Genomic DNA, 18481 nt, shown 5'->3' on the forward strand with positions numbered 1-18481 from the left:
AATGAAGATAAAAACTAAATTAAATGCCGGCGTAGGCTTGCTTTTCCTAATGATATTGGTATTGTCTGTCCTAAGTGGATGGTACATCAATCAACTGAAAAAAGATACCAATAATATTCTGGAGGCCAATTACAATACACTGCAGTATTCCAGAAATATGCTTTTGGCCTTGGAAGAGATCAGCTCCGATCCTTTGGCTTATGGCGTCTTTGAAAAACATTTGGAAAAGCAGCAAAAAAATGTCACAGAACCTGGTGAGAAAGAAGCGACGGACAATGTTGCAGTTCATTTCCAAGCCTTAAAAAAAGATTCGGGCAATGTAGCATTGCAGTCATCCATCAGAAAAGATATTGCCGAATTGATGCAGCTGAATATGAGCGCGATCGAGCACAAAAGTAGCATTGCAGATTCTACAGCGAAAAGTGCGATCATGGCAATCTCCGTGACTGGGATGCTTTGCTTTCTCATTGCATTTATTTTGCTGGTCAATTTGCCATCCAATATCGCAGATCCAATTCAAATTCTAACAGGAAGTATCAAACAGATCGCGAATCAGAATTACAGGGAGAGAGTGCATTTTGAAAGCAAAAGTGAGTTCGGTGATTTGGCAATGTCGTTCAACATCATGGCAGAAAAACTTCAGGAATATTCTGAAAGCAAGCTGGACAAGATCATCCGTGGAAAACGCCGCATCGAAACCCTGATCGATAATATGCATAATCCTGTGATAGGCATTGATGAAAACAAGAAAGTCCTTTTTGTAAATAATGAAGCCTTGAAGATCACAGGTCTGAAAAAAGAAAATTTTGTCGGAAAACTGATCCAGGATGTTGCCGTCATGAATGATCTGGTAAGGAATATCATTAAAGAAATTATTGAAGGAAATACCAAAAATGCCTCCGAAACAATGAAGATCTACGCAGACGGAAAGGAAAGTTACTTCGAAAAGGAGATCATCGACATCAATGTGACACCAACTGGTGAGCAGCAAAGTCAATTCATTGGGCAAGTGATCATGTTGAGAAATATTACACCTTTCAAAGAACTGGATCTGGCTAAAACCAATTTTCTGGGAACTGTTTCACATGAGTTCAAAACACCAATTTCTTCTATCCAAATGGGATTGCAGCTTTTGGAAAATGACCAGATCGGAAGTCTGAATGACGAGCAGAAAAATCTGGTGAATGGGATCAAAGAAGATTCTGATAGGTTGCTGAAAATCACGGGAGAATTGCTGAACATTACCCAAGTGGAAAGCGGTTCTATGCAACTCAACATCCAATCATCAGACATCAGAACGATCATCGATTATGCCATGAATGCCAACAGATCGGCGGCAGAGCAAAAACAGATCCTCTTTAACATTAATATAGAAAATGGACTTAAAGAAGTATTAGCCGATACAGAAAAAACATCTTGGGTTCTTAATAATTTGATTTCAAATGCTGTGCGTTATTCTTATGAAAATTCCCAGATCACTGTGGACGTTAAAAAGGTAGGGGAGCAGGTCCAATTTTCTGTCACCGATGCGGGACAAGGGATTCCGCCCCAATATATTTCCAAAGTTTTTGATCGGTATTTCAAAATCCCAGGAACCAAAAAAGAGGGAACAGGTCTGGGATTGACAATCAGCAAACAATTTATTGAAGCACAAGGCGGTAAGATCTCTGTTGAAAGTGAAATAGGAGTGGGAAGCCAATTTTCCTTCACATTGCACGAGCGCTAATTCAATTTATAAAAACTGACTTTTCTTAATGTAAATTTAATAAACTCAAACCAGCTTTTACACGGAGACGACTTAGTTTTAAAGATGGAAAATGATATCTTTACCACGTAATAAACTACAATGCAGATATCATCCTTCAAGATTGCCACTTCTATTGCCGCAATTTGTTTTAGCACCACACTTTTTGCACAGCAGAATTATTCGGTCAGTGGTACGATAAAAGATCAGAAAAATGGAGAATTGCTTATTGGTGTATCGGTAAAGATAGCCGAAGACCCGACAATTTCCATCAATGCCAACGAATACGGTTTTTACTCGCTTTCCCTCCCGAAAGGTTCCTATACGTTGATGATCTCGAATCCTGGATTCAGAGATTTTCAGCAGATCATCAATGTGGAAGAAGATATCAAACTCAATATAGAACTAAATCCGGAAGTGGAGGAGCAACGAAGCACTAATATTGAAGAAGTGGTGATCTCTGCAGTCAAAAAGGATAAAAATCTTTCTACTGCTCAAATGGGAACTGAAACTTTGAGCATCAAACAAATTGAAAAATTACCTGTGCTCTTCGGTGAAAAAGATGTGATGAAAACAATCCAGCTTCTTCCCGGAATCAAAAGTAATGGCGAAGGAAGCAGCGGTTTCAGTGTACGTGGTGGTGCGACGGACCAGAATTTGATTCTTCTGGATGAAGCGCCGGTTTACAACGCTTCGCACTTGCTTGGATTTTTCAGTACCTTCAATAGTGATGCTTTGAAAGATGCAAGCATTATCAAAGGAAATAGTCCCGCTCAATACGGCGGCCGATTGTCTTCGGTTTTGGATGTGAAGATGAAAGACGGGAACAACAAAGATTACAATGTAAATGGCGGAATTGGTCTCATCAGCAGCCGATTGAGTGTAGAAGGTCCCATCCAAAAGGAAAGGTCTTCTTTCATAGTTTCTGGGCGACGAACTTACGCAGATATTTTTTTGAGAGGAACTGATGATTTTAAGGACAGCAAATTGTATTTCTACGATCTCAACTTAAAAGCCAATTATCAGATCAATGACAATAACCGATTATATTTATCAGGATATTTCGGACGAGATGTTCTTGGTCTGGGCGATACTTTTGCAACCGATTGGGGAAATACAACCGCAACTTTGCGCTGGAACAGCATTATCAACAGTAAATTATTTTCTAATACGTCATTTATCTACAGCAATTACAATTATAATGTCAGTTTGACCAGCAATGACAATACTTTCGGTCTCGATTCCCAAATTGAAGACTGGAATCTGAAGCAGGATTTCACTTGGTTTGCCGGGAACAAACATTCGGTGCGGTTTGGTTTGCAATCCATTTACCATACAATTACGCCGAGTAGCGCATCTGGAACCAGCGTGAGCAGCTTTCTCAGAAACCCGAGATATTCTTGGGAGAATGCTCTTTACATCAATGATGATTTCAAAGCGACAGAGAAGTTGACCATCAACTACGGATTGCGACTTGCGATGTTCAGTGTTTTGGGAGGCGATACTTTTAATAGTTATGAAAACGGAACACTCGTCAATTCAGAATTTTTAGAAAATGGAAAATTCGGGAAAACTTATGTCAATCTGGAGCCAAGGATCACAGCGAATTATAGAATCAATGAGGTGAGCAGTGTGAAAGGTGGCTATTCCCGAAATACGCAGAATCTACATTTATTAAGCAACAGCGGCAGTGGAAATCCAACCGACCAATGGATTGGAAGCAGTTACACCGTGAAACCGGAGATCTCTGACCAGATCAGCGCAGGTTACAGCCGAAACTTCAACAATAATAATTATGAACTGAATGCTGAGATCTACTACAAATCCATGCAGAATCAAATCGATTATAAAAATGGCGCGCAGATCAGCTTCGACACTGCTGCCGATGTAGAAAGCGAACTGTTATTTGGAAAAGGAAGAGCCTACGGACTAGAATTAATTGCCAAAAAGAAAAGCGGAAAACTCACAGGTTGGATTTCCTACACCTTATCAAAAACCGAAAGAAAGATCATCGGGATCAATGATAATGAATGGTACAACGCAAGACAGGACAAAACCCACGATATCTCTGTTGTTGCCACTTACGAACTGAATCCGAAATGGTCTTTCTCCGGATTGTTCCTCTACAGCACCGGAAATGCCGTCACATTCCCAACCGGAAAATATCAACTGAATGGACAGACTATTTTCCAGTACAGCAATAGAAATGCGGACAGAATGCCTGCATATCACAGGATGGACCTGAGCGCCACTTACGAACCTGTTTCTAAAAAACGATTCAAAGGTTCATGGTCGTTTGGGATCTACAATGTTTATGGCCGGGAAAATGCGTATACCATCAATTTCGAAGATAATCCGGACAAACCAGGAACTACCAGAGCGATGCAAACTTCCCTGTTCCGTTGGGTTCCGAACATTACTTACAATTTCAAATTTTAATTATGAAAAATATATTGCTGATCATATTCTCATTATTCCTGTTCATTTCCTGTGAAAAAGAGATCGATCTTGATCTGGCCGACCAAAGTGGAAAGATTGTTATCGAGGGAAATATTACCGATCAAGCTGGACCTTATTTTGTGAGAATAACAAAGTCGGTCGCTTTCACTAATGAAAATCAATATCCAGCGGTAGAAGATGCGCAGGTCACTATGAGTGATGATCTGGGAAAGACGGAAACTCTACAATATATCGGAAATGGATTCTATCAGGTTTCCAATTTCCAAGGCCAATCTGGACGGACTTACACTCTGAAGGTTTTGGTAGATGGACAAGAATATGTTTCGCAAAGTACGATGCCGGAAGCAGTCGATTTTGAAGGTCTGGAGCAGGATTCTTTTTTAGTGGCTGGAGAAACGAGTTACACACTTTTACCGATTTTTACGGATCCGCCATCGCTAGGCAACCGTTATCTTTTTCGTTACAACGTGAACGACCGTTCCAAGTCCAACTTCATGGAGTTCTCGGACAATGTAAACAATGGATTGCCCAACCAAAGACCATTATTATTGCCCAATGATGATGAAGATGACAGCGTGAAAGTAAAAGTTGGAGATACAATTACAGTTGAGATGAACTGCATAGATGATAAAGTATATACTTTCTATGCGGCGCTGCTGCAGCTTTCTGGCGGTGGTGGTCCTGGTGAAGGAATTACGCCCACAAATCCGCCGAGCAATATCAGCAATGGTGCCTTAGGTTATTTTTCTGCACACACAGTGAAAGTAAGAACGGCTGTCATCGAATGATCTCATTGTCCATCAACTTTTGAAGTTTTGTAAAGTAGGAAATAGAGTAGTGGATTTTTAAAATCAATATTTCTCGAGGTCAGAGAATTTCAGGTCCTGGATCTTCGGTAAGGATGAGATTTTTAACTGACTTTTTCTTTTATTTAAAATTTTATCGGAACCTAACTCTTGATCAAATTCGATTTTGGTTCCGGTCAAAAGATCGATCTTCGTTTCCGAAGTCTTATTTTTTCCGTCCCAGATCACTCTGGAAATATTAGTCAGTTCAAAATTACCATTCTTAAATCTGAAGGTGTAACGACTTTTGAGGTCATTTTTGTCTGTCAGCATCTGCAGATTGCCATCTTCTACGAAAAAATCCGGAATGGTACCGTCGCTGTGTTCTCCTTTTTTTTCTATTGGATACTGGCTTTCAATTATTTGGGTGGATGATACGGCGAGTTTAAGGTCTTTACTATTTGATTGAGAAAGGAAGATCTGCAATCTCAAAGGTCTGGTGTCACTTTTCACATCCATTTGTACAAGAACCCTGTCATTTTTTTTATCCTTGTTCAGGTCGCCTATTTCCTCCTTTGCGATGACATCAAAATTATCCTTGATTTTTTGAGCATACAGCTGAGACGTTGCTGACAGAAAAATAAAGGTGATGTAAAGTGAAATTTTTTTCATGGTTTTTAAATTGATCTTAGGAAATAATTTAAGCTCATTAATCAGAAATTCTCTCAAATTGGATTGGTGAAACAAATTCATGAAAAGTCATGTACATTATAAATTGATAAGCAGCAATGATAAGCAGCACAAACAGAAAAATTACAACAAAATAAACTGTGGCTTTATTTGATATCTTCTTTATAGCTAAACTAATGAGCGAGAAAAAAATAGTAGGAAGCAATGCACCAATACAGCCGATCTGAAGAAAAATATCGATAATAGATTTCGTTTGGATCTCCGAAAAATCAGATAAAAGATGGTTCGAAATATAAAAGTACGTGATTCCTATTGCTGATAAAATGAAGATCAATAGGTTGAAAAAGATGAATTGCGTTGTACCTTTCATCATGATTTCTTTTTATACCCTGGATTCACTCCGGAACTGAACGCACTTCTAAGCTCTTTTTCCACATCTGCCCAAAACTGGGTGTGACTGAGACTGTGTGATGCCGTTGCCAGATAAGCTACAGAACCTGGCCGCTCTGCCAAGGTAATGCTTTTATCGTTCTCTGCCACAAGGTCTGCATTGTACTCTGTTACCAATCTTTGATAGACCAAAAGGTTTCTTCGCAGGATCTTTACTTGTGCATCCAGATTGCCGGTGACAACATATTCTGCGTAGTCCAAATAATTATTGATCTTGACGAGACTGTCTGGGGAGAGAAACTGACTGAACAATCGCATCAAAACCTCTTGCAGATTATTACTTTGCATTGCACTAGTTGTCCCACTGATAAACCTTTTGAAGTTTGACATCTTACCGCGGGTATGGTAAGGATCGCTTTTGGTGATATTGATATCGATGACGGTCAGGGCTTTGGTCTGTTTTTTTGGATCCCACAAGGTAAGGTCAATACTGTCTGTGATGCCTTGGCTTTCTGCAAAGACCTTAGCAAGCAGATTGAGAAAGTAGCTGTCTCGCACGCCAGTTCTGATGTCAAGCAGTGTATTGATGGTGGTGATCCCTTGCGTAAGATTCAGGTTGCTGGCCCAAGCGATCTTATCTCGTCTGGTACCTCCGGAATAATTTTGATGCACGTCGTAGGTCCATTTCAGGGCAGAATTGAGAAGGGTGATGAAGGAGTTTTTTTCAGCTTCCAATTTAGAGTTATCAATTTTTATCGAATTGATGTAGTTGATGACCTCCAGAATGATCAGATTAAGACCAAGGAACGCATCGGACATCTCTTTCCAAGCCAGGTTTGCCTTTTTTTCACTGTACCAGCCTTTTAGATATTGGGTGATATATTCTGTCTTGATGCCTTTTACGATATTGATCCCTCTTTCAAATTTCTCGATTTGAAAAGCCTTCAACAGTCCTTCCAGATTCACGAGACTGAAGTTGGCAATCAATTGCTGTGTCAGATCATATTCATTATGAACATTGATGATCTTGCAATCAGCATGAAGTCTACTGTGATTCAGTTGGTGTTTTTTTTGGAAAAAAGGTGTGGAGAGGTAGGTGATGCTTTTGATCTTCCAGGATTTGGGAAACTTGCTGTTGGTGGCTATCAGCTCTGTGAATTGGTTGATAACGTTGCCGCCATGAGAATGTCCTACCAGATGGATATGAACGTCCTGATTGGTCCAAAAGGGATATATTTTCAGGAATTTGTCCAACAATCTCGTGGAACCTAGATTTCGTTCTTTGGTATCATTGTCACCAGACCAGCTGAAAAAATCACCTTCGATGTGCAGATCCAGGAACTGAAATTTGAGGTCTTTTATTTTTGCCCAGAAATTAACTTTGCTCTCCTGATTTTCTTTGTCTATTCCTCTCCAATATTTGGTGTTGGCCTCGTGTTTTTTTCCAGTGATGTTGAGTGGGTCTGTGGTTCCAGCTATGAACATGACGATGTCTCTTATCTTGCCAGTTTTGGCCGGCGGCGCTTTTGGTGAACCCAGAAAGACACCGTTTTCTTTGCCATTTTCTGTTAAAACTCTACTGGCGCTTGTAACAATATTCTCATTCGAGTACATGTTGTGTCCTTTTTCCGACACTTTGGTATAAGTTCCTTTTACGATCCTTGTTCTGCTCATTTTTGGTTTGCTTTAGAATTATCGCTATTTCTTGCTTAATATCAAATATTTAAAGGTTTTGTTTGATAAGAATTTCTCTGTCATAATATCCTTGGTAGATTTTGTCTGTGACCAAAATAATAATTGCAGCTATTACGTTGCCATTTTATACATAACGAATAAAAAAAAGTAATTATTTTTTGTTATAATACAATTTTATTCAGTCATAAGCTATTTTGTTACAAATAAGAAGTCGTTGAGTTCCGAGACTATATGCAACTCGAAAAAGTATAGTTGTCCTTAATTTTTTTTAGGATTTATTTTTCAGAAACGGCGCCGTTCTCTCCATCGATCAGAAAAATGTGGTCTAATTTCAAAGCGCTTCCGGTTTTCCCTCCTGGGCCATATTTGCCGCTTGTGACTGTAACCTTCCAAACTTTTGATGACTCATCAAAGTACACGGAAATGGCTTTGTTACCATTTGGAAGATGCCATCCTTTGCCAGTTTTCAGATCAAGGAAATTTTTACCCGACAGGAATTTGAGGATGTATGGATATCTTATCTTTCCGAATTTAGCATCTTCGTCATTTTCAGCTATGACTTTTCCCTCTTTGTCGTATTCATACGACTTGCCCACACTTACATTGGAAAAGCTATCTATTGTGGATCGCTGATTTCCGTTTTTGTCATAGGTATTGTATTGGGAGAGAAAATCGGGGGCTGGTCTGTAGACGGTCTCATCAAAACCTTCATCTGTTTCGTACTGCTCAACTGTTGTCCCATCTTGGCGTACAATCGTCGTATTTCCTTTGTCCCAATGTTTTCTGAAATTCTCGATATCAAATTTTTTCATTTTCTCATTTTTTACGTTTACATTATTTTTCTCGTTTTGACCATTACAGGAATAAAACAACAAGAAAACAATAGAAAAAAAAATTCTGTTCATCATGGTGATCTATTTTAGTTTGATAGGATTATTAAGGGCATGCCACTGCCAACCAAACAGGATCTTGCCTTCAACAGGCGTCCTTGGTCGTCCGTTGATATCGAACGACCAATGGCAGTAGTCCATGATATTATCTGTCTGTTGTGCTTTATAAGAATACTCTGCAGATTTCTCGATGCCGTCAAATGTGTGTGGCAATCCCATTGCGTGGAAGGTTTCGTGTGCGATTGTCGAGCGATTGTGCTGGTCAAAAAACACACCATGTTTTGTATTCAGATTGGAAAAACCATACGTTAAATAGCGCGGGTCTAAAGGGTCTGGATACTCATCTGGTATAAAATATAATTTGTAGTAATTGGTGTATCTTTTTGGATAAGCTTTCTCAAATTCATTATCCAGATGTTTTAACATTTCAATGAAGCTCCTATCCAATATACCCGAATCGTCGTATATAACGCCGTTTCTGGAATATCTATTTTTAAAAGTGACGGAACGTGTGAGATCCAATGGTTTTATTAAATATCTAATGTTTGGTTTGATCAGGGATTGAATCAGATTTTGACGAAAAAAGGCATCGCCACCAGAGGCCATTTTCCCGATCTTAGGAACTGCTGTCAATTTTGTTTTAACAGGTACGATGACGACATTGATCTTTTTGATATGCGTACTGTCGTTTGCCAAGACTTTGACTTGTCCACAAATCTCATTGTCAGCCAGAACATCTATCAAAACATTGTCTTTCAAAGGTTTTGTAGCTTTGATCGTGAGAAAATTGTAGAGGTTGTATTTTCCGTTTTTTATAGGTATTTCTGTTTTGTTGAGAACTAGCCCAGTGTTTTCTTTTTGAGGTTTGATCTCTAATTTTTTTGGTGTTTCCTGCACATCTATTTTGAGACTTAGTTTTGCAATGTTTTCATTGGGAATTATGGCTACTACTGGAACATGATAGTGGTAAGGATTTCCTTTTTTTGATTTCCAATTGATCTGTAAATTTTTGAAACTGTTTAATAATTTGGAATACATCGCTGGTGATTTTTTAAAAAAATTGGTCCAACTATTTGTATCACTTACAATTACCGTACGGGAAGAATCTTCGTAATGCTTACCCAGGATATCCTTTATCCAATGCTTGTCGCCAGCCAAACCTGTGTCACCTGTTCTGATCCAATCAAATCCAAATTCGCCTTTCCAATTTCCGTGCGGCCGAAACTCAACTAGACATTTAGCTTTGATTTGGGACGAGGGTGGATTGTTTGGATTACCAAAAAAAATTCCTTCATCGATCCCGTTCTCTGTTATTTGGCCTGTAGCAGTGCTGACAATACTCTCGTTAGAGTACATATTGTGTCCTTTTGCAGAGATCTTTGTATAAGTTCCTTTTACGATTCGTGTTCTACTCATTGTTGGTCGGCTTAATGGTTTTTAAATCCTTTATTATCAACACAATTCATTAAATCTAGTTTACCTTGATTTTGTTTTAAACAGCAATTTTACAATAAATAATCATTTTCGTTTTTTATATTTCATTAGATGATTAAAATAACAACAATTTGTTTTAAAAAATATTTCTGGAGACCTTGGGTGTCTGATGTTTATCTTTTTATAACGGAGGAATGAATTATTTGAATAATGGTTTCAGTCTTACTGTATCAATTTTTTTTGTATCGGTTGTAAAACCATGTCTACTTCCATCGAATAATTTATAATCTGAATAGTCCTTCTTTGAAAACTTAATCACATATTCCCTGGAGCGGCCTTCTAGTGACATCATATGATAACCTTCTTCGACCATGGTGAAAGTATATTTTCCTGAAGAATTTGTTTTGGTATTCTCTTCACGATTTTCTCCTTCATATGTCACTGTGACATTTGGTAAAGCTTTATTAGTAGTAGAATCTATAACATAGCCACTGATGTAGGGTCTAACAACCATTTTTTTACAAGAGAAAGCTATATACAGAATAATGATCACAGAGATTACTTTTTTCATGAGATTTTAATTTTTGTCAACCAGATTAATCCTAAAATATCTTCTTCGGCTGCCACTAATAAATATCTTTCTCCTAGTTTTTTCTCATGTAAAAAATATGTCCATCAAAGCATTTACCATTTGGTTTGCACCCATATTTTTGAAGCGTATCTGTTATATATCCATCTCTTTTGATAATCAAATCATCACATTCTGAAAAAGAAAATTTACCATCTACTGTGGTAACAAATTTATTGGATGGGTTTTCTTTGTCAATAACTACAACATTTTCTAAGGGTTTTCTTTCTTTTTCATCATAGATGTATCCATATTTTTTTGAACAATTTACAAGACAAATAGCAAATATGATTATTAAAATTTTATTCATCAATTATTTTTTATTTTTGTTAGCCAAATTAAACTTCTGATATCTTCTTTAGATGCCATAGTTAAATTGTAATCGTATTGAAATTGATATGGATCATCTTTATAATAATGCATCAAATTAATTTCACCTGTAGATTTTTCTAGTGGATAGCTTTTTTTACCGTTTGGAGTTTGCCATATTTCTGACGAATCATCGTGAGTGAATGAATACCATGTCCCACCATATGCTCGCAGTATAGTATGCCCTAATTCATGTGCAGCAGTATACATAAAATCTTCATCAACCTTATCTTTGATAGTATCTAAATATATCCCCAATCATCAATAAAAGAGGGCTCATACCAATCTAAAAAATTACAATATCCAACATTGTAGTAAATTTTACCTAAAACTCCAGCATTCCCTGATCTACCCCAATTATCATTAGTATTAAAAATGAGATCCAAAGGATTTAAACTTTTAAAATTAGTGTTTATTGATGTTGTAGTAATTTGATAATTATCGCTGCCAATTTCCAAAAAGTGATTTCCGATTCTTCTCCAATGTTTATTAATTCCGTCCATCGCCAATTTTTCCAGATCAGCAAAACTCCTGGTTCTCTGTTTGATAATTGGCTTATTGGGTTTTAAGTCTGATTTTGGTATATTATCCCAAGGACATTTATTTTCCCAATGGGTTTCGTCTCTTACACCTGCCAGTTGAGATCTACATTCTAGTCCATGTTCGCCACCATCTTTTAGATTAACCCGCAAGGTAGTGTCAATCTTTTTGTTGATTTTATCAATTCTTACATCCACCCAATCAACTTCTTTATGGGTAAACTTGATAGGTTGATCTATTGTAAAAGTTTTTTTCTTGAATTCTGCTTGTCCTACAATACTTACAGTAAGCCCTTTTTCACTCTTTAACAAGGTACTGTCGTAAATTCCATTTTTATTAAAGCCTGTCCAAGAAAGAATATATTTTCCAGCAGGCCAATATCTTTTTATTACAACTGGCGTTGTAACTTTAGGATTATTAGATTTTGCTTTTGGGTTCTTACTTTTAGCCGTAATGATCACTTTTTCAAGTTCTCCAGAAGCTGAGAATGATTCGTATAAAATATCTTCTCCATTTTTTATAGTTAAATGCCACTGATTGATGCCGGCACCCGTCACAGTTAATTCAAACTGAATTTTATCATTTTCAGGATTTCCCTTATAGTCAGGAATTCCGAGAGGAACAAAATCTTTTTCTATCAATTCTAGTTCTATGTCAAAATCTGGTTCATCGGTATATTCTAATTTTGGAGCCGATTGGGGCAAACCTATAGACAATCCTTTTTCAGTACCTTCCTCAGTTACAAAATTACTCGCAGTAGTAATTATACTCTCATTGGAGTACATACTGTGTCCTTTTGCAGAAATTTTTGTGTAAATTCCTTTTACGATTCTGGTACGGCTCATATCTAATGTGCTTTTGATTTTTCTCCGCTATTATTTTGTACTTCTTTTTGTGCGTGCTTGTTGATAGAATCATTGGATTGGATGTTCATGCTTTTCTCACTCACCTCGTTTCTTTCCATTTTCGTTTCACTATGCACGTCACCATCAATCATTTCCGCTAGTTTTCCTGTGATGAATACGCTTGCATCGCCCACCACCGAGGTCATTTTCATAGCACCGATACTTTGTGTGGAATTCATTCCGATGCTTATACCTTCATAAATGTTTAAAAAGATAATCACGAATTCCTCCCAAACAAGATTTCTTGGTTCCATCTGTCTGAAAGGAAGTAAGCATTATAGGCGACGACATACCAGAGGATGGATACTCATCGTTCGTTATATAGGCAAATTTTAGTGCATTTTTACCATTTATTTGGGTATTGAATCTCTTTTGATTGATTTTAAATCTTCAAAGTAGATAATCCCTAAATCAATTGTTTCTTTTTTATTATAATCATCTTTATTATATTTTTTCTTTACATCAAGATATTTATAAACTCTGTTTTTCTCTAAAAAAAATATATGTTGGGTCGTGGTAGAATAAAATCTTAGGTCAGAGTAATTATCAACAAAAATTCCATTATAAAAAAAATATCCATTGTTATCTGTTTTTACTGTATCGGCAAGAGCATTAACAGCATATTTGCTCACAAAAAATTTAACTTTTGTAATTGGTTTATTATCAACTTTTGAATAGATCTCGCCTTTGACATTTGGCATTACTATATATTTTTTCTGCGTACAGTTACTCAGCATTAAAATAATTAAGTATATATATATTTTCATAATATTTTTATTTTAGAAAGCCAAATCAATTTTAATAAATCAAACTCAGTAATAATTGTTCGTGAAATATCGTAGTAATCTTGGTAATATTTCATTAAATCAATCTCACCGTCAGTCGGTATGTAGGGTGCATCATCGTTTACATCTTGGGTAATCAAATTTATCCAAGTTGTTGTGCCATTATGTCCCTTTGAATAAATTTGACCGCCGTAAGCAAGGAGTATTTCATGCCCAATTTCATGCGCTGACACCATTTTAAAATCTTCAACTAATGATGGTAAATTTAAAAGAACATTCTTCTCTTCATTAATATTTTCAGATCTGTAGATCCAACCCTTATTTTTATAAAAAACGGATGAAGGATTTGATTTTTTCCAAGAATCCCGGTATAAATATCCCTCGTAAAAAAATAATTTTCGTGAGGCTTCAAAGTTTCTTGATCTACCTGCTTCAATATTTGTTTGATAAATAATTGAAGGTGCAGATAATCCGTTATTATCTGCTTTTGAATGAATAAAAACTTCATATTTGTCTGATGCAATACTGACACCTTTCCCAACATTACTTGAATTTCTAGACCAAAATTGATTAATACCTTGAAGTGCTAATTTTTCTAAATTAGCATATGTTCTTTCTTGAATTTTAATTGGAGGTTTATTGTAAAAAGATAAAGCTTCTTTTGATATTTTATCCCAGGAACTCAAACCTTCTGTACCACCATCTTTTAAATTCACCCTCAAGGTAGTGTCAATCTTTTTGTTGATTTTATCAATTCTTACATCCACCCAATCTACTTCTTTATGGGTAAACTTGATAGGTTGATCTATTGTAAAAGTTTTTTTCTTGAATTCTGCTTGTCCTACAATACTTACAGTAAGCCCTTTTTCACTTTTTAATATGGTGCTGTCGTAGATTCCATTTTTATTAAAGCCTGTCCAAGAAAGAATATATTTTCCAGCAGGCCAATATCTTTTTATTACAACTGGCGTTGTAACTTTAGGATTATTAGATTTTGCTTTTGGGTTCTTACTTTTAGCCGTAATGATTACTTCTTCAAGTTCTCCAGAAGCTGAGAATGATTCGTATAAAATATCTTTTCCATTTTTGATAGTTAAATGCCACTGATTAATGCCAGCACCCGTCACAGTTAATTCAAACTGAATTTTATCATTTTCAGGATTTCCCTTATAGTCAGGAATTCCGAGAGGAACAAAATCTTTTTCTATCAATTCTAGTTCTATGTCAAAATCTGGTTCATCGGTATATTCTAATTTTGGAGCCGATTTGGGCAAACCTATAGATAATCCTTTTTCTATACCTTCCTCAGTTACAAAATTACTCGCAGTAGTAATTATACTCTCACTGGAGTACATACTGTGCCCTTTTGCCGAGATCTTTGTATAAGTTCCTTTTACGATCCTTGTTCTGCTCATTGTTGGTAGGCTTAATGGTTATTATAAGTTTATTATCAATGTTTGAAAGTTTTTTAGCAAAATTCATACTAAGTTCTTTATTTTTAGAAAGAATTATGTGTTATGAATTAGATTAGTTTTATTATTCGTAATATGTGGAGTCTATTGATGGTAAATTATTGATTTTTATTTGCTTGCTATTTCTACTGTTGAAGATTTTCATAGCATAATTTATAATCAATCATATTAAAATAATTAGATTTACAACATTTTGAATTATCTTCCATTGCCATTGGTTATAAGAATTTGTTTTAGAAGAATAATCCATCATATTTAAAGTTGATTTTTCCTTAAATTTATTTATATTCTTTCCTATAAACTAACTTTCCATTATCCCATTTTTCTTTTTTGATAATTTTTCTATCTTCGTCATAATATTTCCAAATTCCTTGATATTTGCCTTCCAGAAACTCTCCTTCAGCATAAAGGCGTTTAGTGACACTTGCATTGTCTCCTCTTGCAATACTGTGACTATACAATGTAATTCTACCATCAATGACGTTGCAATTATCATCAAGATAAAAGCAATATAAATTGTCTGCATTTTCCTTTAATTCTCCTAAATTTAATATAAGATGACCTCCTTTTTGGTTTGGTAAAGATTTTTTAGGTTTTATCAATTTATATCTGGGAGGCTTTTCTATTTTTTGTTGTGCGCAAGCATAAGTAAATGAACAAATTAAAAGTAAGTATATAATTAGTTTCATTTTTATTATTTATTATCAATCATATTACCATAATAATTTTTTATATCATTTTGCATTATTTTCCACTGCCATTGAGTAAAGATATTTACTTTGGAAGAGTAGTCCATAATATTCAAAGTTTCTTTTTTCTTGAATTTATTTATATTCTTTTCTATAAATCAACTTTCCATTTTCCCATTTCTCTTTTTTAATGACTTTTCCGTTCTTATCGTAATACTTCCAAATCCCTTGATATTTGCCTTCTAAGAATTCTCCTTCTGCAAAATTATAAGGTATAAGTTTAGGATTATCATCTCCTGATGTTTGGTAATATGAATTAAGTGTTGATTTTCCATTAATTAAATGGCATTCAGTATCTATTTCTAAACAATATAAACTATCAGAATTTTTTTTAAGTTCTCCCAAATTAAAAAAATAGCTTGGTTTTGTGAGAGATTTAGCTTTTTTAATTTTTCCATAATCCTTTGGTGGAAATTTTGGTGGTTTGTTTGTTTTTTGCTGCGCGCAAGAATGTAAAAATATTATTAAGCTAAAAAATAAAAAAAATCTGTTTTTCATAGCATTATTTATTTTCAGTAACATTACCATAATAATTTTTCAAATCAGATTGCATTATCTTCCATTTCCATTGGTTATAAGAATTTGTTTTGGAAGAATAATCCATAATATTTAGAGTTTCTTTTTTCTTAAATTTATATTTATTTTGTTTATAGACCTCTAAATTATTTTTTTCGGTTTTAAGATTTCTTTCATTAATTATGTTGGAATCCTGGTTATCTTTTATATTATCTTTTGCTTTCTGAATGTCTTTCTTTTCTTTCTCAATACTATCATTTTGCTGTTTTACATATTTATTTATATCAGGATTTTCCTTATAATAGTTTGGGTGCGCTTTCTTATATGCAAACGCTTACTTGCTCTGTTAGCTTTTGAAGATTGGCCACGTTTTTGGCGTGCCCTGTTTCTGATGTAGAATTAGTTTCCATTGTATTTATGTTTTTAATGTTAATGGAAACTAATTTATGAAATTATTTGTATTTAATTTACTATCAATGAAATATAATTATAGTTTTTATAATTTTTATGGCTTTTTAATTGTCAACATATTTGCAAAAGGGGTGATTTTAATATTTTTTATAATGTTTAGTCTTGCTTCATGTATTGCCTTTTTCCATTGTTTTTGACTTAGAAAATGAAAAGCTCCAATGTTGAAGAAAATAAAGTTAATGGTATCTCTAAATTGTTCTGATAGAATTATTGAACCATCATTTTTTAAAACTCTTTTGGCTTCTTTAAAAAACAAAACCCTGTCATTATGGTTTAGTATTTCATGAACCGCTGTAATAGCTAAAATTATGTCTTGAGAATTGTTTTCAAATGGAAGCTTATCGGGATGTATTTTTATCTCTTTTGGGTTGGGTGGAAATACTTTTTTGGAAACCTTGATTCCACTTTCATGTTCGTGTCTATTGCCATAAATATCACAAACACTTAAATTCAAATGGGGATATTTGCTTTGTAATTTTTGGGATAAGGGGTCAAAACTTGCATGAATTAAAACTACATTTTCGGTGTTTTCAAAATCTATAATTCCTTTTAAATTCTCTAGTTCATACAAATCTGATTTGTCATAAAGAATATAAGAAGCCAATATTGAAGCGATAATATTCAATAGGATTAGTACACCAATAATCTTTAATAATATACTTAAAACAGAGGAATCTATCTTATATGAAATGAAAAATAATAGAATTGAAACGAGTATTCCTAAAAGTATTTTCTTGTAATTGAAAAGTATGACGAGCTGGGTAATTTTCATATATAAATTAATTGCTTTTTATCTTTATTATATCGATAAAAAAAGAAATTACAATTGAATAAATTAATGGCATTATAAAAGTACTGGGTTTGTTAAAATTAATCGGTAAACCAAATAAAATAAAAGATCCAATTATTAAAAAAACTGATATTCTAAAATTTCGATAAGCTTAAAAATAATAGTAGAAATAAGACTTGTAAAAAGCCATATTTTTAGAATATAGATTAAAATTGAAGAGTTTGAAATGGCTTCCTTATTATCCATATTGTATATTTTTTATATTTCATCTTCTGAAATTTCTTTGTATTGTGGAATATTTCCTACATATAAAGTTGGTGTTGTAGTAAATTTTTTGTTAAAATCATTAAATTTTGTTCTGACAATTTCAGGCTGCATTATAGTTGTTTTTACCACCATTCTTCCCCTTCTTCGAAAGTTGAAAAATTAGCAGACTCTAAGGCAATTTGAGCAATGAAATGGGCTTTTCGCAAACAAGTATCCAATCCAAAATTACTTTTATATTTATTGCGATAGGGAAGAAATGAATCGATAATGGTAGTTTGTTTTCTACTCAATGTTTTGACGCCTAAGGTTTTCCTTATCAACTTTGATGTTATTGCTTCTGAACATTTTGGGCATTTTAGAACGGAGACTTCATTGGAGACAAATTTTAAAGGATTACTGTAACTTACTCCATTTTTCATGCCTGTCTCAGTAACTTCTTTTCCAGCTGTTGTTATAATACTCTCATTAGAATATATACTGTGACCTTTTGCCGAGATCTTTCTATAAGTTCCTTTTACGATTCTGGTACGGCCCATGTCTAGTGGGCTTTTGATTTTTCTCCGCTATTGTTTTGTACTTCCTTTTGTGCGTGCTTGTTGATAGAATCATTAGATTGAATGTTCATGCTTTTCTCACTCACTTCGTTTCTTTCCATTTTGGTTTCACTATGCACATCACCATCGATCATCTCGGTTAGTTTTCCTGTGATGAAAACGCTTGCATCGCCCACTACCGAGGTCATTTTCATAGCACCGACCGTTTGTGTAGAGTTCATCCCGATGCTTTGGCTGCTGTTCATCCCGATGGTCTCACTGGCATTCATCCCGACGGAAGTGGTCATGCTTTCCGTAACGTTGATGTTCATGTTCTTACAGTTCAGCGTCATCGTCTCTGGTGCTGT

At 35.0% G+C, this 18481-nt stretch carries 19 protein-coding genes; 3 read left to right on the forward strand and 16 right to left on the reverse strand.

Annotated elements, in window-relative coordinates; all coding sequences use genetic code 11:
- Window position 1: 1 nt before the first annotated feature.
- From AXA65_RS03295 to AXA65_RS03305, 3 genes are all read left to right on the forward strand, one after another.
- Window positions 2–1726 (forward strand): ATP-binding protein, encoded by a 1725-nt coding sequence (locus AXA65_RS03295; RefSeq protein ID WP_063968713.1) that lies wholly within the window; start codon window positions 2–4, stop codon window positions 1724–1726.
- A gap of 120 nt (window positions 1727–1846) precedes the next feature.
- Window positions 1847–4183, forward strand: a complete 2337-nt coding sequence (locus AXA65_RS03300) for a TonB-dependent receptor domain-containing protein (RefSeq protein WP_063968714.1) — start codon at window positions 1847–1849, stop codon at window positions 4181–4183.
- Window positions 4184–4185: 2 nt separating this feature from the next.
- Complete coding sequence (locus AXA65_RS03305; RefSeq protein ID WP_063968715.1) at window positions 4186–4992, forward strand: DUF4249 domain-containing protein; 807 nt, start codon at window positions 4186–4188, stop codon at window positions 4990–4992.
- 63 nt (window positions 4993–5055) lie between these two features.
- Here AXA65_RS03305 and AXA65_RS03310 read toward each other — a convergent pair whose 3' ends face one another.
- The 16 genes from AXA65_RS03310 to AXA65_RS03390 form a co-directional block, all read right to left on the reverse strand.
- Complete coding sequence (locus tag AXA65_RS03310) at window positions 5056–5661, reverse strand: hypothetical protein (RefSeq protein ID WP_131797752.1); 606 nt, start codon at window positions 5659–5661, stop codon at window positions 5056–5058.
- 387 nt (window positions 5662–6048) lie between these two features.
- The gene (locus AXA65_RS03320; protein WP_063968718.1) at window positions 6049–7743 is read right to left on the reverse strand and encodes a hypothetical protein; all 1695 of its coding nucleotides are present in this window, start codon (window positions 7741–7743) and stop codon (window positions 6049–6051) included.
- A gap of 296 nt (window positions 7744–8039) precedes the next feature.
- The gene (locus AXA65_RS03325) at window positions 8040–8576 is read right to left on the reverse strand and encodes a hypothetical protein (RefSeq protein ID WP_131797753.1); all 537 of its coding nucleotides are present in this window, start codon (window positions 8574–8576) and stop codon (window positions 8040–8042) included.
- Window positions 8577–8678: 102 nt separating this feature from the next.
- A complete protein-coding gene (locus AXA65_RS03330) occupies window positions 8679–10070 on the reverse strand; it encodes a hypothetical protein (RefSeq protein ID WP_063968720.1) in 1392 nt (463 codons plus the stop codon).
- 217 nt (window positions 10071–10287) lie between these two features.
- Window positions 10288–10602, reverse strand: coding sequence for a carboxypeptidase regulatory-like domain-containing protein (locus AXA65_RS03335; protein ID WP_165596559.1), 315 nt, complete (start codon window positions 10600–10602; stop codon window positions 10288–10290).
- A gap of 130 nt (window positions 10603–10732) precedes the next feature.
- A complete protein-coding gene (locus tag AXA65_RS03340; protein ID WP_063968722.1) occupies window positions 10733–11026 on the reverse strand; it encodes a hypothetical protein in 294 nt (97 codons plus the stop codon).
- Window positions 11026–11343, reverse strand: a complete 318-nt coding sequence (locus AXA65_RS03345) for a hypothetical protein (protein ID WP_063968723.1) — start codon at window positions 11341–11343, stop codon at window positions 11026–11028. The genes AXA65_RS03340 and AXA65_RS03345 overlap by 1 nt, the downstream gene beginning before the upstream one ends.
- Window positions 11328–12470 (reverse strand): hypothetical protein, encoded by a 1143-nt coding sequence (locus AXA65_RS03350; protein WP_131797754.1) that lies wholly within the window; start codon window positions 12468–12470, stop codon window positions 11328–11330. Before AXA65_RS03350 ends, AXA65_RS03345 begins: the two co-directional genes overlap by 16 nt.
- Window positions 12471–12472: 2 nt before the next feature.
- A complete protein-coding gene (locus AXA65_RS03355) occupies window positions 12473–12784 on the reverse strand; it encodes a hypothetical protein (RefSeq protein WP_063968725.1) in 312 nt (103 codons plus the stop codon).
- A gap of 96 nt (window positions 12785–12880) precedes the next feature.
- Window positions 12881–13297 carry a hypothetical protein gene (locus AXA65_RS03360; RefSeq protein WP_131797755.1) on the reverse strand — a complete coding sequence of 139 codons (417 nt, stop codon included), beginning with the start codon at window positions 13295–13297 and terminating at the stop codon, window positions 12881–12883.
- Window positions 13294–14730 (reverse strand): hypothetical protein, encoded by a 1437-nt coding sequence (locus AXA65_RS03365; RefSeq protein WP_063968727.1) that lies wholly within the window; start codon window positions 14728–14730, stop codon window positions 13294–13296. Before AXA65_RS03365 ends, AXA65_RS03360 begins: the two co-directional genes overlap by 4 nt.
- A 335-nt stretch (window positions 14731–15065) precedes the next feature.
- Entirely contained in the window at window positions 15066–15476 is a 411-nt protein-coding gene (locus AXA65_RS03370) for a hypothetical protein (protein WP_063968728.1), read from the reverse strand.
- 135 nt (window positions 15477–15611) lie between these two features.
- Window positions 15612–16058, reverse strand: coding sequence for a hypothetical protein (locus AXA65_RS03375; RefSeq protein ID WP_063968729.1), 447 nt, complete (start codon window positions 16056–16058; stop codon window positions 15612–15614).
- Window positions 16059–16557: 499 nt separating this feature from the next.
- Window positions 16558–17295, reverse strand: coding sequence for a class I SAM-dependent methyltransferase (locus AXA65_RS03380; RefSeq protein WP_063968730.1), 738 nt, complete (start codon window positions 17293–17295; stop codon window positions 16558–16560).
- A gap of 407 nt (window positions 17296–17702) precedes the next feature.
- Window positions 17703–18116 carry a hypothetical protein gene (locus AXA65_RS03385; protein ID WP_063968731.1) on the reverse strand — a complete coding sequence of 138 codons (414 nt, stop codon included), beginning with the start codon at window positions 18114–18116 and terminating at the stop codon, window positions 17703–17705.
- Between the two features lie 2 nt (window positions 18117–18118).
- Window positions 18119–18481: bacteriophage T4 gp5 trimerisation domain-containing protein (locus AXA65_RS03390; RefSeq protein WP_410492743.1), on the reverse strand; the 363-nt coding region annotated here is incomplete at its 5' end.

It is taken from the genome of Chryseobacterium sp. FP211-J200 (genome assembly GCF_001643375.1).
Classification (GTDB): Bacteria; Bacteroidota; Bacteroidia; order Flavobacteriales; family Weeksellaceae; genus Epilithonimonas; species Epilithonimonas ginsengisoli.

Excerpts from the sequence above, each read along its gene's own strand:
- AXA65_RS03340 (WP_063968722.1), bottom strand. The coding sequence starts at position 11,026 with ATGAATAAAATTTTAATAATCATATTTGCTATTTGTCTTGTAAATTGT.
- AXA65_RS03370 (WP_063968728.1), bottom strand. The coding sequence starts at position 15,476 with ATGAAACTAATTATATACTTACTTTTAATTTGTTCATTTACTTATGCT.
- AXA65_RS03335 (WP_165596559.1), bottom strand. The coding sequence starts at position 10,602 with ATGGTTGTTAGACCCTACATCAGTGGCTATGTTATAGATTCTACTACT.
- AXA65_RS03360 (WP_131797755.1), bottom strand. The coding sequence starts at position 13,297 with ATGAAAATATATATATACTTAATTATTTTAATGCTGAGTAACTGTACG.
- AXA65_RS03325 (WP_131797753.1), bottom strand. The coding sequence starts at position 8,576 with ATGAAAAAATTTGATATCGAGAATTTCAGAAAACATTGGGACAAAGGA.
- AXA65_RS03380 (WP_063968730.1), bottom strand. The coding sequence starts at position 17,295 with ATGAAAATTACCCAGCTCGTCATACTTTTCAATTACAAGAAAATACTT.
- AXA65_RS03375 (WP_063968729.1), bottom strand. The coding sequence starts at position 16,058 with ATGTTACTGAAAATAAATAATGCTATGAAAAACAGATTTTTTTTATTT.
- AXA65_RS03350 (WP_131797754.1), bottom strand. The coding sequence starts at position 12,470 with ATGAGCCGTACCAGAATCGTAAAAGGAATTTACACAAAAATTTCTGCA.
- AXA65_RS03305 (WP_063968715.1), top strand. The coding sequence starts at position 4,186 with ATGAAAAATATATTGCTGATCATATTCTCATTATTCCTGTTCATTTCC.
- AXA65_RS03365 (WP_063968727.1), bottom strand. The coding sequence starts at position 14,730 with ATGAGCAGAACAAGGATCGTAAAAGGAACTTATACAAAGATCTCGGCA.
- AXA65_RS03300 (WP_063968714.1), top strand. The coding sequence starts at position 1,847 with ATGCAGATATCATCCTTCAAGATTGCCACTTCTATTGCCGCAATTTGT.
- AXA65_RS03355 (WP_063968725.1), bottom strand. The coding sequence starts at position 12,784 with ATGGAACCAAGAAATCTTGTTTGGGAGGAATTCGTGATTATCTTTTTA.
- AXA65_RS03310 (WP_131797752.1), bottom strand. The coding sequence starts at position 5,661 with ATGAAAAAAATTTCACTTTACATCACCTTTATTTTTCTGTCAGCAACG.
- AXA65_RS03330 (WP_063968720.1), bottom strand. The coding sequence starts at position 10,070 with ATGAGTAGAACACGAATCGTAAAAGGAACTTATACAAAGATCTCTGCA.
- AXA65_RS03385 (WP_063968731.1), bottom strand. The coding sequence starts at position 18,116 with ATGGGCCGTACCAGAATCGTAAAAGGAACTTATAGAAAGATCTCGGCA.
- AXA65_RS03320 (WP_063968718.1), bottom strand. The coding sequence starts at position 7,743 with ATGAGCAGAACAAGGATCGTAAAAGGAACTTATACCAAAGTGTCGGAA.
- AXA65_RS03295 (WP_063968713.1), top strand. The coding sequence starts at position 2 with ATGAAGATAAAAACTAAATTAAATGCCGGCGTAGGCTTGCTTTTCCTA.